Genomic DNA, 14262 nt, shown 5'->3' with positions numbered 1-14262 from the left:
GCCGTGAAGCGCAGGTCGTCGACCCCGCCCTCGACCCGGCCGGCGGCGGCCCAGAACGGCCGGCCGGCGCCGACCGACAGCCCCTGGGGGTAGACGGCCAGGAAGCCGCGGCGGTCGGCCAGCTCGGACAGGCCGGAGACGTCGTCGAGGTCGGCGGCGCCGCCCCCGTTGCCGTGGAGCAGCAGCACGGCCGGGACCGCCCGTCCGGGCCGGTAGCCGGCCGGCACATGCACCCGGTAGCCGCGGCGGGAGGCGCCGGCGGACACCTCCGGGTCGGCCTCGACCTCCAGGTCTCCCGACCGGCCCGGACGCACCGGCGGGCGCTTTCCGCAGCCGGGGCTGTCGATGCGGCGGGCCGGGTCGCTGGCCGCCCGCCCGGCCCTGGCCGCCGGTGGCGCCGGCAGGGCCCCGCTGAAGGTCGCGGTCGGGGCCGCCGGCGGCTCGTGCCGGTACTCGAGGCGCCCCTCCCCGCCCCTGGGCCCGTCGAGCCGGTAGGTGAACCGCGCCCGCTGCCCGCACCATTCGCCGCCCCCGGCGAACGGCGCCGACCAGGCCGCGCCGCTGATCGAGCCGGTGGCGGTCGCCTCCCGGCAGCCACCCGGCCGCGGCCCGCCGAGCCGGACGCTGGCATAGACGCGGACCTTCCCGAGCCGGGCGGCCATGCCGCTCCCGCCGACCCGACAGCCATCCGGCACGCCGGGCACCGCCTGGCAGTCCAGAGGGATGCTGAGGACGGTCAACGTCAGCGCCGGCGCGGCCGGCTGGTCGGGCTCCCCGGGTTCGCCGCCTCCGCCGGTGCAGGCGGCCAGGGCCAGACAGATCATGCCGGCCAGGGTCGCTCGCACCGCAACCTCCCCGAATCCCGCAGGGAGCCTTATCGGGCAGTCCCGCCCATGTTCGACCCTCCCGGCCGGGTGCCAACGGGATTCGGGAGGTCGAGGGGCCGGGCTCAGGAACGCGAGATCCGCCACGGCCGGACCGCCTCGGGCGGCGCCGACGGGCTTGGCCGGGCGAGCGGGCTCAGCCGGGGCCGCTCGATCCTCCCCCGCCGGAGTCGTCGTCCCCGCCTGACCGGCCGGAGCCGCCGGAGGCGTCCCGGTCGCGGTCGTCGCCGCGGTCGGGTGGGTCGCCGGCGGCGACCTCCCCGGCCGGCCCGGCCGGCCCGGCGGCCGGCGGGCCAGGGTCGGTCGTGGCCCCGGCACCGGATGGCTGGGGCGCCTCCGCGACCGGGATCGCGGCGCCGGGGTCGACGACGGCGAACGGCGGCTCGACCCGCTCCCCCACCCAGTCGTGCAGCCCGCCCGCCAGGGCCGGCAGCACGGCCAGCACCGCTCCGGCCAGCAGCAGGGCCACCAGCAGACCACGCCGGCGAGGACGGGCCCGCCGCCGCTGACGCCCGGCAGGAGGCGACAGGCCCGCCCTGGCCCCGGGAAGCCGCCGGGTCGCGCCAGCGGCAGGCGGGACCGGCCGCGTCGTACCCGGAGCGCCCACCGGCAGCGGGTGGGTCGTGCCCGGGCGGCCGGGGACCCGGCGGTGCCGCGCCGGGTCCCCCGGTGGGGGAGCGTAGGCCAGAGGCGAATCGGATGCGCCCGGTTGTCCACAGCCCCCGCGGGCGGGGTCCGGGGAGTGCAGGAGGAGGGCGAAGGCGGCGGCCGACGGGGGGCGGGCCGACGGGTCCTTGGCCATGGCGTGGGCGGCGGCGGCGGCCAGGGGGGCCGGGGCCGAGGGGGCGACCCGGGCGAGGGGTGGGGGCTCGGCGTTCACGTGGGCCATGGCCAGGGCGATGTCGGAGGCGGCCTCGAACGGGCGGCGGCCGGCCAGCAGCTCGTAGAGGACCACGCCGAGGGAGTAGATGTCGGCGGCCGGGGTCGCCTGGTGGCCGAGGACGCGTTCGGGGGCCAGGTAGGCGGCGGTGCCGAGCAGGTCGCCGGTGGTGAGGGTGGCCTCATGGGCACACCAGGCGATGCCGAAGTCGAGGACCTTGACCTCGCCGTCGGAGGTCAGGAACACGTTGCCCGGCTTGACGTCGCGGTGGACGACCCCGGCGCGGTGGGCCGCCTCGAGGGCGTCGGCGGCGGCGGCCACGACCCGGACCGCCTCCGCCGGGGCCATGGGCCCGGCGCGGTCGAGTCGGGCGGCCAGGCTCTCGCCCTCGAGCAGGTCCATGACCAGGTAGGGGCGCCCGTCGTGCTCGCCCAGGTCGAGGACCCGGGCGATGTTCGGGTGGTCCAGCCGGCCGGCCGCCCGAGCCTCCCGGCGCAGCCGCTCGGCGGCCCGGCCGTCGCCGGCCAGGGCCCCGCCGAGCACCTTGACGGCCACCGCCCGGTCCAGCAGCAGGTCGCGGGCGGCCCACACCTCCCCCATCCCGCCGGCGGCCAGCAGCGCCCCGATCCGGTAGCGGCCCCCGAGGCAGCGGCCGTCCACCGCCCCGGCCCGCTCAGCCATCGTCGGACCCCGACCGCTGGGACCCCGATCCGGAGCCCGAGGACCCCTTGCCCGACCCACCGTCGTCGTCGCCGCCGGGCCCGGAGTTGTCGTCGTCGGCCGGGTCGTCGTCTGAGCGGTCGTCGTCGCCGCCGGGGCCGGAGCGGTCGTCGCCCGGCTCGGTCTCCCCGCCCGACCCGGAGCGGTCGTCGGCGTCCTTCTGGCGCTCCAGCTTCTCGACCTGGGCCTCGAGCTGGGTGGCCCGCGCCCGCACGGCCGCCACCTGCGGGCCGGAGAGGTCCTTGAGGGCCTCGACGGCGGCCTCGATCTTCTCCTCGGCCGCGTCGGCCATGTCCTCGCGGCCCTCCTCGCCGGCGCCTTCGGCGGCCGCGAGGTAGTCCGCGGCCGTGTTCAGGCGCAGGCGGGCCCGGTCGACCGGGTCGTCGGTCAGGCGGTCGCGGACCTGCTGGCCCACCGACCGGACCGGCCACAGGGCCGTTCCCGGGTCGGCCTGCCTGGCCGCCGCCGGCAGGGCCACGAGCACGACCAGGGCGGCGGCCACGGCGGCCAGCCGCAGCGGCAGCGAGCGCCGCCAGACCCTGCCCCGGGGCCGGCCGCCGGCCGCCGCGGCCAGGAACGCGGCCCGGCCGCGCTCGGCCGCCTCGGGCGGCGGGGCCGGCATGGCCGCGCGCAGGTCGGCGGCCAGGGCGGCCAGGTCGGCGGCATTGCCGGCGACCTCGCCGGCCGGGAGGTCGTGTCCGGCGGCCAGCTCGTCGAGGGCCAGGTCGAGCCCGGCCAGGGCGGCCAGGTCGTCGTCGCCGTCCATCGGCCCGTTCCCGCGGGGCTCCGTCACGGTGCCGTCACCCCCATCGCCTCCCGCAGCGAGCGCAGCGCCCGGTGCTGGGCGACCCGCACCGCGCCCTCCGACTTGCCGAGCACCTCGCCGACCTGGACCGCCGACAGGCCGCCGAGCACCCGCAGGGCCAGGACCTCCTGCTGGTCGGCCCGGAGCCGCCGGAACGCCCAGGCGACCTCGGCCCGACGCTCGGCGGCCAGCACGGCCTCCTCGGGCCCGCCGACGGCCGGCTGGACGGCCTCGTCCAGCACGACCTCGCGCCGCCGCGACCGGCGCCGGAAGTGATCGGCGACCCGGCGGTGGGCGATCGTGAACAGCCACGCCTCGAAGTCGGTGCCGGCCCGGTAGGAGCCGAGGTTGCGCAGCACCGCCTCGAACGTCTCGCTGGTCACGTCCTCCGCCTTCTCCGCGTCGCCGAGCCTGCCGGTCGCGAACCGGGCGACCCGGTCGCGGTAGGTGTCGTAGAGCCGCCCGAGCGCATGGGCGTCCCCGGCCCGGGCGTCCCGGACCATCGCCTCCACGTCGACCTCGGTCAGCTCGGCCATCCCCCCTTCATCGCTGCTGGCGGCGGTTCGTTACCACCCGATTCTGCGGGCTGTTATGGCGCCGTTGTGACAGCGCGCCCTGATCGGTGTGGACGCCGACCTGCGCCGGCAGGCAGCGCTTGTATGATCGTTCAATCATGAGACCTCTACACCGATTCACGGTGCTGCCCACCGTGCCTGACGCCCTCACCCCCCTCCGCGTCCTCGCCCACAACCTCCGCTGGAGCTGGCACCCGGCCACCCAGGAGCTGTTCCGCGCCATCGACCCCGCCGGCTGGGAGGCCTCCGGGCACAACCCGCTGCGCATGCTGAACGAGACCGACGCCCACGTCCTCGAGCAGGCCGCCGCCGACCGCGACTTCCTCGCCCGCCAGCAGGCCCTGCTCGAGGACCTCGAGACCTACCTGGACGAGCCCCGCTGGTACCAGACCCTGGCCAACGCCCCCTCCCGCATCGCCTACTTCTCGCCCGAGTTCGGCGTCAGCGAGGTCCTGCCCCAGTACTCCGGCGGCCTCGGCGTGCTCGCCGGCGACCACCTCAAGGCGGCCAGCGACCTGGGCGTCCCCGTGGTCGGGGTCGGCCTGTTCTACCGCTCGGGCTACTTCCGCCAGTCGCTGACGGCCGACGGCCGCCAGCAGGAGTCCTACCCGGCCTTCAACCCCCACGAGCTCCCCTTCGAGCTGGTCCGCGACGGCGGCGGCAAGCCGCTGCTGGTCTCGGTTCGCCTGCCCGACGGCGTGCTCCACGCCCAGATCTGGCGGGCCGAGGTCGGCCGGGCGCCGCTGCTGCTGCTGGACTCCGACGTGGACGAGAACGGCCCGGCCGAGCGGGCGGTCACCGACCGCCTCTACGGCGGCGGGGGCGAGCACCGGCTGCGCCAGGAGATCCTGCTCGGCATCGGCGGGGTCCGCGCCCTCCACGCCCTCGGAATCGAGCCCGAGGTGTTCCACACCAACGAGGGCCACGCCGGGTTCCTCGGCCTGGAGCGCATCCGCCGCCTCATCCAGGAGCAGGGCCTGGACGCCGCCACCGCAATCGAGACGGTCAGGGCCGGCACCATCTTCACCACCCACACGCCGGTCTCGGCCGGCATCGACCGCTTCCCGCGGTCCTTCATCGAGCGCTACTTCGGCGGGCACGGGGTCGAGACCGGCATCGGGGTCGACCAGATCGTCGAGCTCGGGGCCGAGCCCGACGGCGACCACTCGATGTTCAACATGGCCATCATGGGCCTGCGCCTGGCCCAGCGGGCCAACGGGGTCAGCCGCCTCCACGGCCAGGTGTCGCGGGGCATGTTCCGCGGCCTGTGGTCCGGCTTCGAGCAGGCCGAGGTGCCGATCGGGCACGTCACCAACGGCGTCCACGCCGGCACCTGGATCAACCGCGAGTTCAGCGAGCTGTTCGAGCGCCGCCTCGGGGCCGACTTCCGCGTCTCGGGCGCCGCCTGGGCGCCGCTGGCCGACACCCCCGACGAGGACATCTGGCGGGTGCGGCGGATCGCCCGCGAGCGGCTGGTCGACGACGTCCGGGCCCGGCTGAAGCGGGCCTGGCTGGCCCGAGGGTCCAGCGAGGGCCAGCTCGGCTGGATCGACCGGGCCTTCGACCCGGAGGTGCTGACCGTCGGCTTCGCCCGCCGCGTGCCCTCCTACAAGCGGCTCACCCTGCTGCTGGAGGACGAGGAGCGGCTGACCCGGCTGCTGCTGGACGAGGAGCGGCCGATCCAGCTGCTGATCGCCGGCAAGGCCCACCCGGCCGACGAGGGCGGCAAGTCGCTGATCGCCGACTTCGCCCGCTTCGCCGCCCAGGCCAAGGTCCGGCACCGGGTCGCGTTCCTGCCCGACTACGACATGGCCATGGCCAGGACACTGGTCGCCGGGTCCGACGTCTGGCTCAACAACCCGCTGCGGCCGTACGAGGCCTGCGGGACCAGCGGCATGAAGGCGGCCCTCAACGGCTGCCTCAACCTGTCGATCCGCGACGGCTGGTGGGACGAGCTGTACGACGGCCACAACGGCTGGGCCATCCCCTCGGCCGACGACCCGACCATCGAGCCCGACCGCCGCGACCAGCTGGAGGCGGCGTCCATCTACGACCTGCTGGAGCACGAGGTCCTGCCGCTGTTCTACGACCGGCCGGACGGCCTGCCCAGGGGCTGGATCTCGATGATCAAGCACAACCTGGTCTCGCTGGGACCGGCCATCCTGGCCAGCCGCATGGTCCGCGACTACACCGAGGGCTACTACCTGCCCGCGGCCACGACCTCGCGGCGCCTGGCCGGCGACGACTTCGCCGCCTCCAAGGAGCTCGCCGAGTGGAAGCGCCGGGCCGCGGCGGCGTGGCCGGGGGTGTCCGTGCGCCGGGTCGAGAACGGCGTCAAGGAGCGCCTGCTCGGGGCCAGGTTCACCGTCAGGGCCTTCGTCGAGCTGGGCGACCTCGACCCGGACGAGGTCGAGGTCCAGGTCGCCTACGGGCGGGTCGACGACGCCGACGAGCTCCCCGAGGTCGCGCTGACCACCCTCAAGCAGGACGGCGAGCGCACCACCGACGGCTGGGCGTTCGAGGGCGAGGTCCCCCTGGCCACCCCGGGCGCCTTCGGCTACACCGTCCGGGTCGTCCCCCGCCACGTCGGCCTGGCCTCCGCCTCCGAGCTCGGCCTGGTCGCCTGGGCCTGACCGGGGCGGCGGCCGCGGGTCAGCGGCGCCCGCCGACGTCGCGGGTGCCGCCGGTCTCGCCCGTCTCGGCCTCGAGCAGGACCCGGAGCAGGAGCACGACCCAGGTCCGGTAGGGACGCCAGGCCTGGGCGCGCTCCTCCAGCCACTCGCGGCCGGGCGGCTCGTCCAGGCCATAGGCGATGGCCGCCCCGCGGCACAGGCGGGGCTCGTGCAGGGGCAGGTGGTCGGGGTCGCCGGCCCCGCGGAGCAGCACCAGCTCGGCCGAGAAGTCGCCGATCCCCTGGAGCTGCTTCAGCTCCTTGAGGGCCTGGTCGCGTGGGAGCTGGCGCAGCCAGGCTCCGTCGAGGCGGCCGTCCATCGCCTCAACGGCCAGGGCGCGGAGGTTGGCCACCTTGCCCTCGAACAGCCCCCGGGAACCCTTCGAGGCCGGCCAGCCGCCCCGGCCCGGGAAAGGCATGGCGCACGTCGCCGTGGATGTCGACCGCCTGGCCCAGCGCGGCCGCCATCCGCTCCTTGATCCTGGCCGCCTGCACGATCTGGATCCGGTGCCCGATCAGCGCCCACGCGGCCGCCTCGTACGGCGAGCAGAACCCCACCGGCCGCAGCCCCGGCCAGCGCCCCTGCAGCCGGCCGACCACGGGGTCGCGCCGCCCCACCGCCGGGAACCCGCTCCCGTCCACGTCCAGCGACAGGATCCGCGCCACCTGCTCCCGCACGGCCCCGGGGTCGGCATCCCCGAACACCTCCCCCACGACCACCCCGTCCGGCTGCCGCAGGCACACCCCGCCCGCCGCCTCCTCCCCGTCCGGCACGAACGCCAGGTGCAGGTGCCCGGCCCCCGCCCCCCGGTACGCGGCCGGCGAGAACCCCTCCAGGAACGCCGCCCCCGCCTCCAGCGAGAACGGCCCGGCCGGCACCAGCTCGAAGGTCGTCATGCCCAAGCTCTACCAGACCAGGCCGACAACGGCGAACCGGTCGTGGACTCCGCCGACGGGTGACTGGTGTCCTGCGCGGTCGTGGCCGGTTAGGCGCGGACCAGGAGGGCGTGGGGCAGGTCGCCGAGGAGCCGGCCGGCCGGGGTGGGGCCGCCGGGGTGGGTGGCACCCGACAGCAGGTCGCGCCAGGGGCCTGGCGGGAGGTCGACCGGGCCGGCGGGCTCGCCCCCGGTCCGGAGGCGGGTGACGACCACGGCCAGGCGGTCGTCGCCGCGGGTGAAGGCGACCAGGTGGCCGGGGGCGTCGACCGGGCGGTAGCCGGCGAACAGGTCCGGGTGGCCGCGGCGCAGGCGGAGGGCGGTGCGGGTGACCCGGAACTTGAGGGAGTCGTCGGGGGTGAAGGGGGCGGGGCGGCGGTTGTCGGGGTCGACCAGGACCAGCTGCTCGGTCTCGGTGCCCTGGTAGGTGTCGGGGACGCCGGGGCTGGTCAGGCGGAGGAGGGCCAGGCCGGCCGCCTTGACCCGGCCGGCGGGGGCGATCTCGGCGACCAGCGCCTCCAGGTCGGCCAGGAAGGCCGCGTCGGCGTAGGCGCGGCCGACCAGGTCGGCCACGGCCCGCTCGTAGGCCGGGTCGGGGTCGGTCCAGGTGGTGTGGAGCCCGGCCTCGCGGATGGCCTTCTCCAGGTAGGCGAGGCACCGCTCCTGCTCCAGCGGCCACGCCCCGGCCATGGTCTGCCAGAGCAGCAGGGCGTCGGCCGGGTCGACCCCGGCGCCCAGGCGGGCCGTCCAGCGGGCGGCCAGGGGCCACCAGCGGGCCGGGCACTCGCTGAGCACGGCCAGGCGGGCGCGGACGTCCTCGCCCCGCTTGGTGTCGTGGGTCGAGGTGGCGAGCAGGCAGCGGGGCCAGCGGGCCTCGCGCTCGGCGTTGGCCTGGTGCAGCTCGGCCACCGGGCGGCCGAAGCGGCCCAGGTTGCCGCCGACCTCGTTGCGGGCGACCAGGCGGGTGTCGCGGTACAGGGCGCTGTCCTCGACCCCCTTGGCCATGGCCGGCCCGGTGAGCTGCTGGAAGCGGCGGACCGCCTCGGGCGCCGGGTCCTCCAGCAGCAGGGCGGCGACCAGCCGGTCCAGGGCCGATGCCCCGGCCGGGTCAAGGGCCGGCCGGGCCGCCTGGGCCGACGAGATCACCAGCGCCCGGTCGGTGCCGGAGACGACGTCGGTGACGTAGGTCCGGTAGACGGGCAGGCGGGCGGCCAGCTCGACCACGGCGGCCCGGCTGGCCGCCTGGTCGCCGGGCAGGTGCCGGGCCACCCCGGCGACCTCGCCGCCGAAGTCGCGCTCCAGCCGCTCCCGCTTGCAGGCCAGGGCGACGGCCGCCGGGTCGGGGTCGGCACCGGTGAGGCGCCGGTAGCCGTCGGCGAACGCTCCGGCGGCCGCCTGGTCGACCAGCACCCCGTCGGCCACGGCCAGGAACTCGTACCCGGTGGTACCGGCGACCGGCCACGCCGGCGGCAGGTCCTCGCCGTCCTCGAGGATCTTCTCCACGACCACGAACGGCACCTCGGCGGCCAGCCGGCGCAGGTAGGCGGCCGGGTCGGCCAGCCCGTCGATGTGGTCGACCCGGACCCCGTCGACCAGGCCCTCGGCGACCAGCCGGAGGACGGTGGCATGGGTCAGCCGGTACACCTCCGGGTCCTCCTGGCGGACCCCGATCAGCTCGTTGACGGTGAAGAAGCGGCGGTAGTTGAGGTCGACGGCGGCCCGGCGCCACTCGACCAGCTCGTAGTGCTGCTGCTCCAGCCGGTCGGTGCCGGGGGCCAGCGGGAAGCGGTGCTCGTGGTAGACGACCCAGCCGCCCTCGACCCGGACCTGGCCGGCGACCTGGTCGAGGGGGGCGCCGAGGACCGGCAGCCGGACCTTGCCGCCACCGGCCTGCCAGTCGATGTCGAACACCCGGGCGGCCGCGGCGGCCGGGCCGCCGGCCAGGGTCTCGACCCACCAGGGGTTCTCGTCCGAGGTGGTCATGTGGTTGGGGACCAGGTCGACGACCAGGCCCATGCCGTGGTCCCGGAGGGCGGCCACGAGCTCGCGCAGGCCGGCCTCGCCGCCCAGCTCGGGGCTGACCTGGGTCGGGTCGACGACGTCGTAGCCGTGGGTCGAGCCGCTCCGGGCCCGCAGGATCGGCGAGGTGTAGAGGTGGGACACGCCCAGGTCGGCCAGGTAGGGCACGACCGCCCGGGCGGCCGCGAACGGGAATGCCCCCGACAGCTGCACCCGGTAGGTGGATTGGTAGCCTGCCATCGACGAGACAGCCTACGGGAGGTCGCCATGGCCGGTCGCTACGTGGGTGAGACCGCGGTGGGCATCGCCGCGGCGGTCCGGGCGGGGCGGGTGACGCCGGCCGAGGTGCTGGAGGAGCACCTGGAGCGGATCGACGCCCTCGACCCCCGGCTGGGGGCGTTCCGGCTGGTCAGGACGGACGAGGTCCGGGCCGAGGCGCGGGCCCTGGGGGGCCGGGACGACCTGGGCGAGCTGCCGCTGGCCGGGGTTCCGGTGGCGGTCAAGGACAACGTCGACCTGGCCGGGTCGCCGACCCGCGTCGGCTCGGCGGCGACCAGCCCCGCGCCGGCCGCGGCCGACGCCGAGCTGGTCCGGCGCCTGCGGGCGGCCGGAGCCCTGCTGGTCGGCAAGACCAGCGTGCCCGAGCTGTGCCTGTGGCCGTTCACCGAGAGCGCGGCCTTCGGGGTGTCGCGCAACCCCTGGAGCCTGGACCACACCCCCGGCGGCTCCTCGGGCGGCAGCGCGGCCGCGGTGGCCGCGGCCATGGTCCCGGTCGCCCTGGCCACCGACGGCGGCGGCTCGATCCGCATGCCCGCCTCCAACTGCGGGCTGGTCGGCCTCAAGCCCGGCCCCGGCGTGGTGCCGTTCCCCGCCTCCGGCGTCTCGGCCATGTGCGGGATGGCCGAGTTCGGGCCGCTGGCCACCACCGTGGCCGACCTCGGGCTGGTGCTGGACGTGCTCGCCGGCACCGACGCCTACCGGGCGGTGGCGCCGCCCGGTCGGGCCCTGCGGGTCGGCGTCACCGCCCGGCCGCCGGCGGTCGGGGTCAAGGTCGACCCGCAGGTGCGGGCCGCCCTGGGCGCCACCGCCGAGGCGCTGGGCGAGGCCGGCCACCAGGTCGTGACCGCCGACCCGCCGTGGCGCAACGGCGACGCCGGGCCGTTCCTGCACCGGTTCTTCCTCGGCATCGCCGAGGACGCCGGCCCCCTGGACCCGGCGGCCCTGGAGCCGCGCACCCGGACCGAGGCCCGCGCCGGCCGGCTGCTGCGCCGGGCCCGGCCGGTGCCGGACGGCCCTCCGGCGCGCGTCCTGGCCCGCTTCCGGTCCTGGTTCGACGACCACGACGTGCTGCTCAGCCCGACCCTGGCCGCGCCCCCGCTGCGGGTCGGCGCCTACGCGGGCAAGGGCTGGAGCCGGACCCTGCTCGGCCTGACCGGGTACATGCCGTTCCCCCCGCCGTTCAACCTGGTCGGCTTCCCGGCCGCCTCGGTCCCGGCCGGCGCCTCCGCCGAGGGCCTGCCCCTCGGGGTCCAGCTGGCCGCCGCCCCCGGCGGCGAGGCGCTGCTGCTGTCGCTGGCCCGCCAGCTCGAGACGCTCCGCCCCTGGCCCCGCCACGCCCCGCTGCCGGCGGTCCCGGCACCCCCTCAGCGCTCGTAGGCGCCGGCGGGGACGAAGTAGACGTGGCGGTTCTCGGCCAGCAGGTTGAGGTCGTGGCTGTCCCAGGTGAAGGCGACGCCCTCGACGTTGGTCACTCCGGCGCCCTCCCCGGCGAGCTGGACCGTCCAGGCCGGGGGGCGGCTGATCAGGTCGGCGACCAGCGCCGGGCCGTCCAGGGACGGGTCCGTGGCCTGGTAGACGTACAGGGTGGTGTGGGTGTCGACGGCCAGGCGGCCGCGGTCGGCGGACAGGTCGGCGCCGGACAGGTTGGCCACCCGGCCGGCCAGGACGCCGACCTTCTCCAGGGTCACGGCGCCCGCCGGGTCCAGCTCCGGGAACCGGTACAGGGTCGACTGCTCGGCCTTGTCGATCAGGTAGGGGACGTCGTCGACCAGGAACATCGCCTCGGCGTTGCGGCCCGCGCAGCCGGCCGGCGGGTCGGGGAACCGGTAGCGGTAGGTGGCCAGCACCTGGGCCGGATTGGTCTGCCTCGGGTCGGGCTCGCGGACCTTCAGCAGGGCGGTGTCGGTGCGGTCGCACTCGTTGTCGCCGATGTCGGCGACCCACAGGTTGCCCTCGCTGTCCCGGCCGATGTCCTCCCAGTCGCGGGCCTCCACGGGCATGGGGACGGCCTTGAAGCTCGCGCCGGACAGGGTGCCGACCTTCCCGTCGGTCACCTTGTAGGCGTACAGGGCGTTCTGGGGCCTGCCCGGCCGGTCCTGGCCGCCCCGGTCCCGGATGGCCCAGAGCACTCCGGGGTAGCGCTCGGAGGCGACGATCCCCGACCCGCCGCCGGCCGCGAAGCCCCGCTCCTGGACCTGGACGCCGGCGTCCCGCCCTCCGCCGCCGGCAGTGGTCGAGGGGGTGGGGAGGGTCGGGGTGGTCGGCGGCGCCCCGCCCCCGCCGCAGCCGGCGGCCACGGCGGCCAGGAGGAGCAGGACGGCCAGGCGCCTCATGCCCGCCTGCGCAGCACGGCCAGGCTCCGCGACGTCATGCTCAATTCCTCGCCGGCCAGGTAGGTGGGGGCGTCGGCCCCCGACGGGCGGACGTAGGCCAGGCCGGTGTCGGCGACCAGCTCGTACTCCTTGGCCCAGGGGTCGCCGGGCAGGGTGAACAGGGCCGGCTCGGTGCCGCCGTTGAGCAGCAGCAGGTAGCTGGCGTCGACCATCCGCTGGCCGCGCGGTCCCAGGTCGGGCAGCTCCTCGCCGTTCAGGAACACCCCCAGGGTGGAGATGTCCGGGGCCCGCCAGTGGGTCTCGTCCATCTCGTGCCCGTCGGGGGTGAACCAGCCGATGTCCTTGACCCCCGAGCCGTGGATGGCCTGGCCCTGGAAGAACTTGCGCCGCCGGAACACCGGGTGGTCGCGGCGCAGGGCGATCACCGCCCGGGTGAACTCGACCAGCGCCTCCTGGTCCTGGCCCAGCTCCCAGTCGACCCAGGAGATCTCGTTGTCCTGGCAGTAGGCGTTGTTGTTGCCCTGCTGGGTGCGGCCGAGCTCGTCGCCGGCCAGCAGCATCGGCACCCCGGCCGACAGCAGCAGGCTGGCCAGGAGGTTCCGCTTCTGGCGCTCGCGCAGGTGCCGGACCTCCAGGTCGTCGGCCGGGCCCTCCTCGCCGCAGTTCCAGGAGCGGTTGTCGCTGGTGCCGTCCCGGTTGCCCTCGCCGTTGGCCTCGTTGTGCTTGTCGTTGTAGCTGACCAGGTCGTGCAGGGTGAACCCGTCGTGGCAGGTGACGAAGTTGATGCTGGCGTACGGCCGGCGGCCGTCGGACTGGTACAGGTCGCTGGAGCCGGTGAGCCGGTAGGCGATGTCGGCCACCCCGGTGCGGGCGCCGCGCCAGAAGTCGCGCATGGTGTCGCGGTAGCGGCCGTTCCACTCGGTCCACAGCACCGGGAAGTTGCCCACCTGGTAGCCGCCCTCGCCCACGTCCCAGGGCTCGGCGATCAGCTTGACCCGGCTCACCACCGGGTCCTGGTGGATCAGGTCGAAGAAGGCCGACAGGCGGTCGACCTCGTGGAAGCTGCGGGCCAGGGCGCTGGCCAGGTCGAAGCGGAACCCGTCGACGTGCATCTCCTCGACCCAGTAGCGCAGCGAGTCCATGATCAGGGCCAGCACCTGCGGGTGGCGGGCATTCAGGGTGTTGCCGGTGCCGGTGTAGTCCATGTAGAAGCGCCGGTTGGAGTCGACCGTCCGGTAGTAGGAGGTGTTGTCCAGGCCCCGGAACGACAGCGTCGGGCCCATGTGGTTGCCCTCGGCGGTGTGGTTGTAGACGACGTCGAGGATCACCTCGATCCCGGCCGCGTGCAGGTTGCGGACCATCGCCTTGAACTCGCTCACCTGCTGGCCGCGGGTGCCGGTGGACGAGTAGCGGGCCTCGGGGGCGAAGAAGCCGATCGAGTTGTAGCCCCAGTAGTTGGTCAGCCCCATGCTGACCAGGTGGTGCTCGGACACGAACTGGTGGACCGGGAGCAGCTCCAGGGTCGTCACCCCGAGACGCTGGAGGTGGGCGACGACCGGCTCCGAGCCCATGGCGGCGTAGCTCCCGCGCTGGTGCGGTGGGACATCGGGGTGGCGCATGGTGAACCCGCGGACGTGGGCCTCGTAGATGATCGTGTCCGCCCAGGGCACTCCTGGGCGGCGGTCGTCCCCCCATGGGAACGGGTCGTGGACCACCACCGACCTGGGCACGTGCGGGCTGCTGTCGCGCTCGTCGCGGTGCAGGTCGTCGCCGCCGACCCGGTAGCCGAACACCGAGTCGTCCCAGTCGACCACCCCCTCGATGGCCCGGGCGTAGGGGTCGAGCAGCAGCTTGTCCGGGTTGCGGCGCTCCCCCCGCTCCGGGTCGTAGGCGCCGTGGACCCGGAAGCCGTAGCGCTGGCCGGGGCCGACCTCGGGCACGTAGCCGTGCCAGGTGTGGGCGGTGACCTCGGGCAGGCGCAGGCGCCGCTCGACCCCGGTCTGGTCGAACAGGGCCAGGTCGACGGCGTCGGCCCCCTCGGCGAAGACGGCGAAGTTGGTGCCCTCGCCGTCCCAGGTCGCGCCCAGCGGACGGGGCTGCCCCGGCCACACGGGCTCTGGAGCGGCCGTCATCGCCCGCCGCAGGTGGTCATGGTCGGGTC

General features: G+C 75.9%; 11 protein-coding genes. 2 read left to right on the top strand and 9 right to left on the bottom strand.

Going from position 1 to position 14262, the window contains the following annotated elements:
* From VF468_07815 to VF468_07800, 4 genes are all read right to left on the bottom strand, one after another.
* On the bottom strand, window positions 1–845 hold an 845-nt coding region (locus VF468_07815; protein HEX5878211.1), incomplete at its 3' end, for a hypothetical protein.
* A 175-nt stretch (window positions 846–1020) separates the two neighbouring features.
* The gene (locus tag VF468_07810) at window positions 1021–2445 is read right to left on the bottom strand and encodes a protein kinase (protein ID HEX5878210.1); all 1425 of its coding nucleotides are present in this window, start codon (window positions 2443–2445) and stop codon (window positions 1021–1023) included.
* Window positions 2438–3277, bottom strand: coding sequence for a hypothetical protein (locus tag VF468_07805; GenBank protein HEX5878209.1), 840 nt, complete (start codon window positions 3275–3277; stop codon window positions 2438–2440). Before VF468_07805 ends, VF468_07810 begins: the two co-directional genes overlap by 8 nt.
* Complete coding sequence (locus VF468_07800) at window positions 3274–3825, bottom strand: sigma-70 family RNA polymerase sigma factor (GenBank protein ID HEX5878208.1); 552 nt, start codon at window positions 3823–3825, stop codon at window positions 3274–3276. Before VF468_07800 ends, VF468_07805 begins: the two co-directional genes overlap by 4 nt.
* Window positions 3826–3962: 137 nt before the next feature.
* Between VF468_07800 and glgP the strand changes: the two genes are divergently transcribed.
* Window positions 3963–6497, top strand: coding sequence for an alpha-glucan family phosphorylase (gene glgP / locus VF468_07795; GenBank protein HEX5878207.1), 2535 nt, complete (start codon window positions 3963–3965; stop codon window positions 6495–6497).
* Window positions 6498–6516: 19 nt separating this feature from the next.
* Here glgP and VF468_07790 read toward each other — a convergent pair whose 3' ends face one another.
* The 3 genes from VF468_07790 to treY form a co-directional block, all read right to left on the bottom strand.
* Window positions 6517–6888 (bottom strand): hypothetical protein, encoded by a 372-nt coding sequence (locus tag VF468_07790; GenBank protein HEX5878206.1) that lies wholly within the window; start codon window positions 6886–6888, stop codon window positions 6517–6519.
* Window positions 6860–7432, bottom strand: a complete 573-nt coding sequence (locus VF468_07785; GenBank protein HEX5878205.1) for a hypothetical protein — start codon at window positions 7430–7432, stop codon at window positions 6860–6862. Before VF468_07785 ends, VF468_07790 begins: the two co-directional genes overlap by 29 nt.
* An 89-nt stretch (window positions 7433–7521) precedes the next feature.
* Entirely contained in the window at window positions 7522–9729 is a 2208-nt protein-coding gene (gene treY / locus VF468_07780) for a malto-oligosyltrehalose synthase (GenBank protein HEX5878204.1), read from the bottom strand.
* A gap of 27 nt (window positions 9730–9756) precedes the next feature.
* On the opposite strand from treY, the gene VF468_07775 reads away from it, so the two are divergent.
* Window positions 9757–11145 (top strand): amidase family protein, encoded by a 1389-nt coding sequence (locus tag VF468_07775; protein HEX5878203.1) that lies wholly within the window; start codon window positions 9757–9759, stop codon window positions 11143–11145.
* Here the strand turns inward: VF468_07775 and VF468_07770 are convergent.
* Together VF468_07770 and glgX are read right to left on the bottom strand one after the other, a co-directional pair.
* On the bottom strand, window positions 11133–12101 hold the full coding sequence (locus VF468_07770; protein HEX5878202.1) for a hypothetical protein: 969 nt from the start codon (window positions 12099–12101) through the stop codon (window positions 11133–11135). The genes VF468_07775 and VF468_07770 overlap by 13 nt on opposite strands.
* The gene (gene glgX, locus VF468_07765; GenBank protein ID HEX5878201.1) at window positions 12098–14233 is read right to left on the bottom strand and encodes a glycogen debranching protein GlgX; all 2136 of its coding nucleotides are present in this window, start codon (window positions 14231–14233) and stop codon (window positions 12098–12100) included. Before glgX ends, VF468_07770 begins: the two co-directional genes overlap by 4 nt.
* Window positions 14234–14262: the final 29 nt, after the last annotated feature.

Source organism: Actinomycetota bacterium (assembly GCA_036280995.1).
GTDB lineage: Bacteria > Actinomycetota > CALGFH01 > CALGFH01 > CALGFH01 > CALGFH01.
The sequence above is the reverse complement of the archived record's forward strand: the minus strand, read 5'-3'. Positions and strand labels throughout refer to the sequence as shown.

Coding starts and splice junctions, on each gene's coding strand:
- glgP (HEX5878207.1), top strand. CDS start 3,963: ATGAGACCTCTACACCGATTCACGGTGCTGCCCACCGTGCCTGACGCC.
- VF468_07800 (HEX5878208.1), bottom strand. CDS start 3,825: ATGGCCGAGCTGACCGAGGTCGACGTGGAGGCGATGGTCCGGGACGCC.
- VF468_07785 (HEX5878205.1), bottom strand. CDS start 7,432: ATGACGACCTTCGAGCTGGTGCCGGCCGGGCCGTTCTCGCTGGAGGCG.
- treY (HEX5878204.1), bottom strand. CDS start 9,729: ATGGCAGGCTACCAATCCACCTACCGGGTGCAGCTGTCGGGGGCATTC.
- glgX (HEX5878201.1), bottom strand. CDS start 14,233: ATGACGGCCGCTCCAGAGCCCGTGTGGCCGGGGCAGCCCCGTCCGCTG.
- VF468_07775 (HEX5878203.1), top strand. CDS start 9,757: ATGGCCGGTCGCTACGTGGGTGAGACCGCGGTGGGCATCGCCGCGGCG.
- VF468_07770 (HEX5878202.1), bottom strand. CDS start 12,101: ATGAGGCGCCTGGCCGTCCTGCTCCTCCTGGCCGCCGTGGCCGCCGGC.
- VF468_07810 (HEX5878210.1), bottom strand. CDS start 2,445: ATGGCTGAGCGGGCCGGGGCGGTGGACGGCCGCTGCCTCGGGGGCCGC.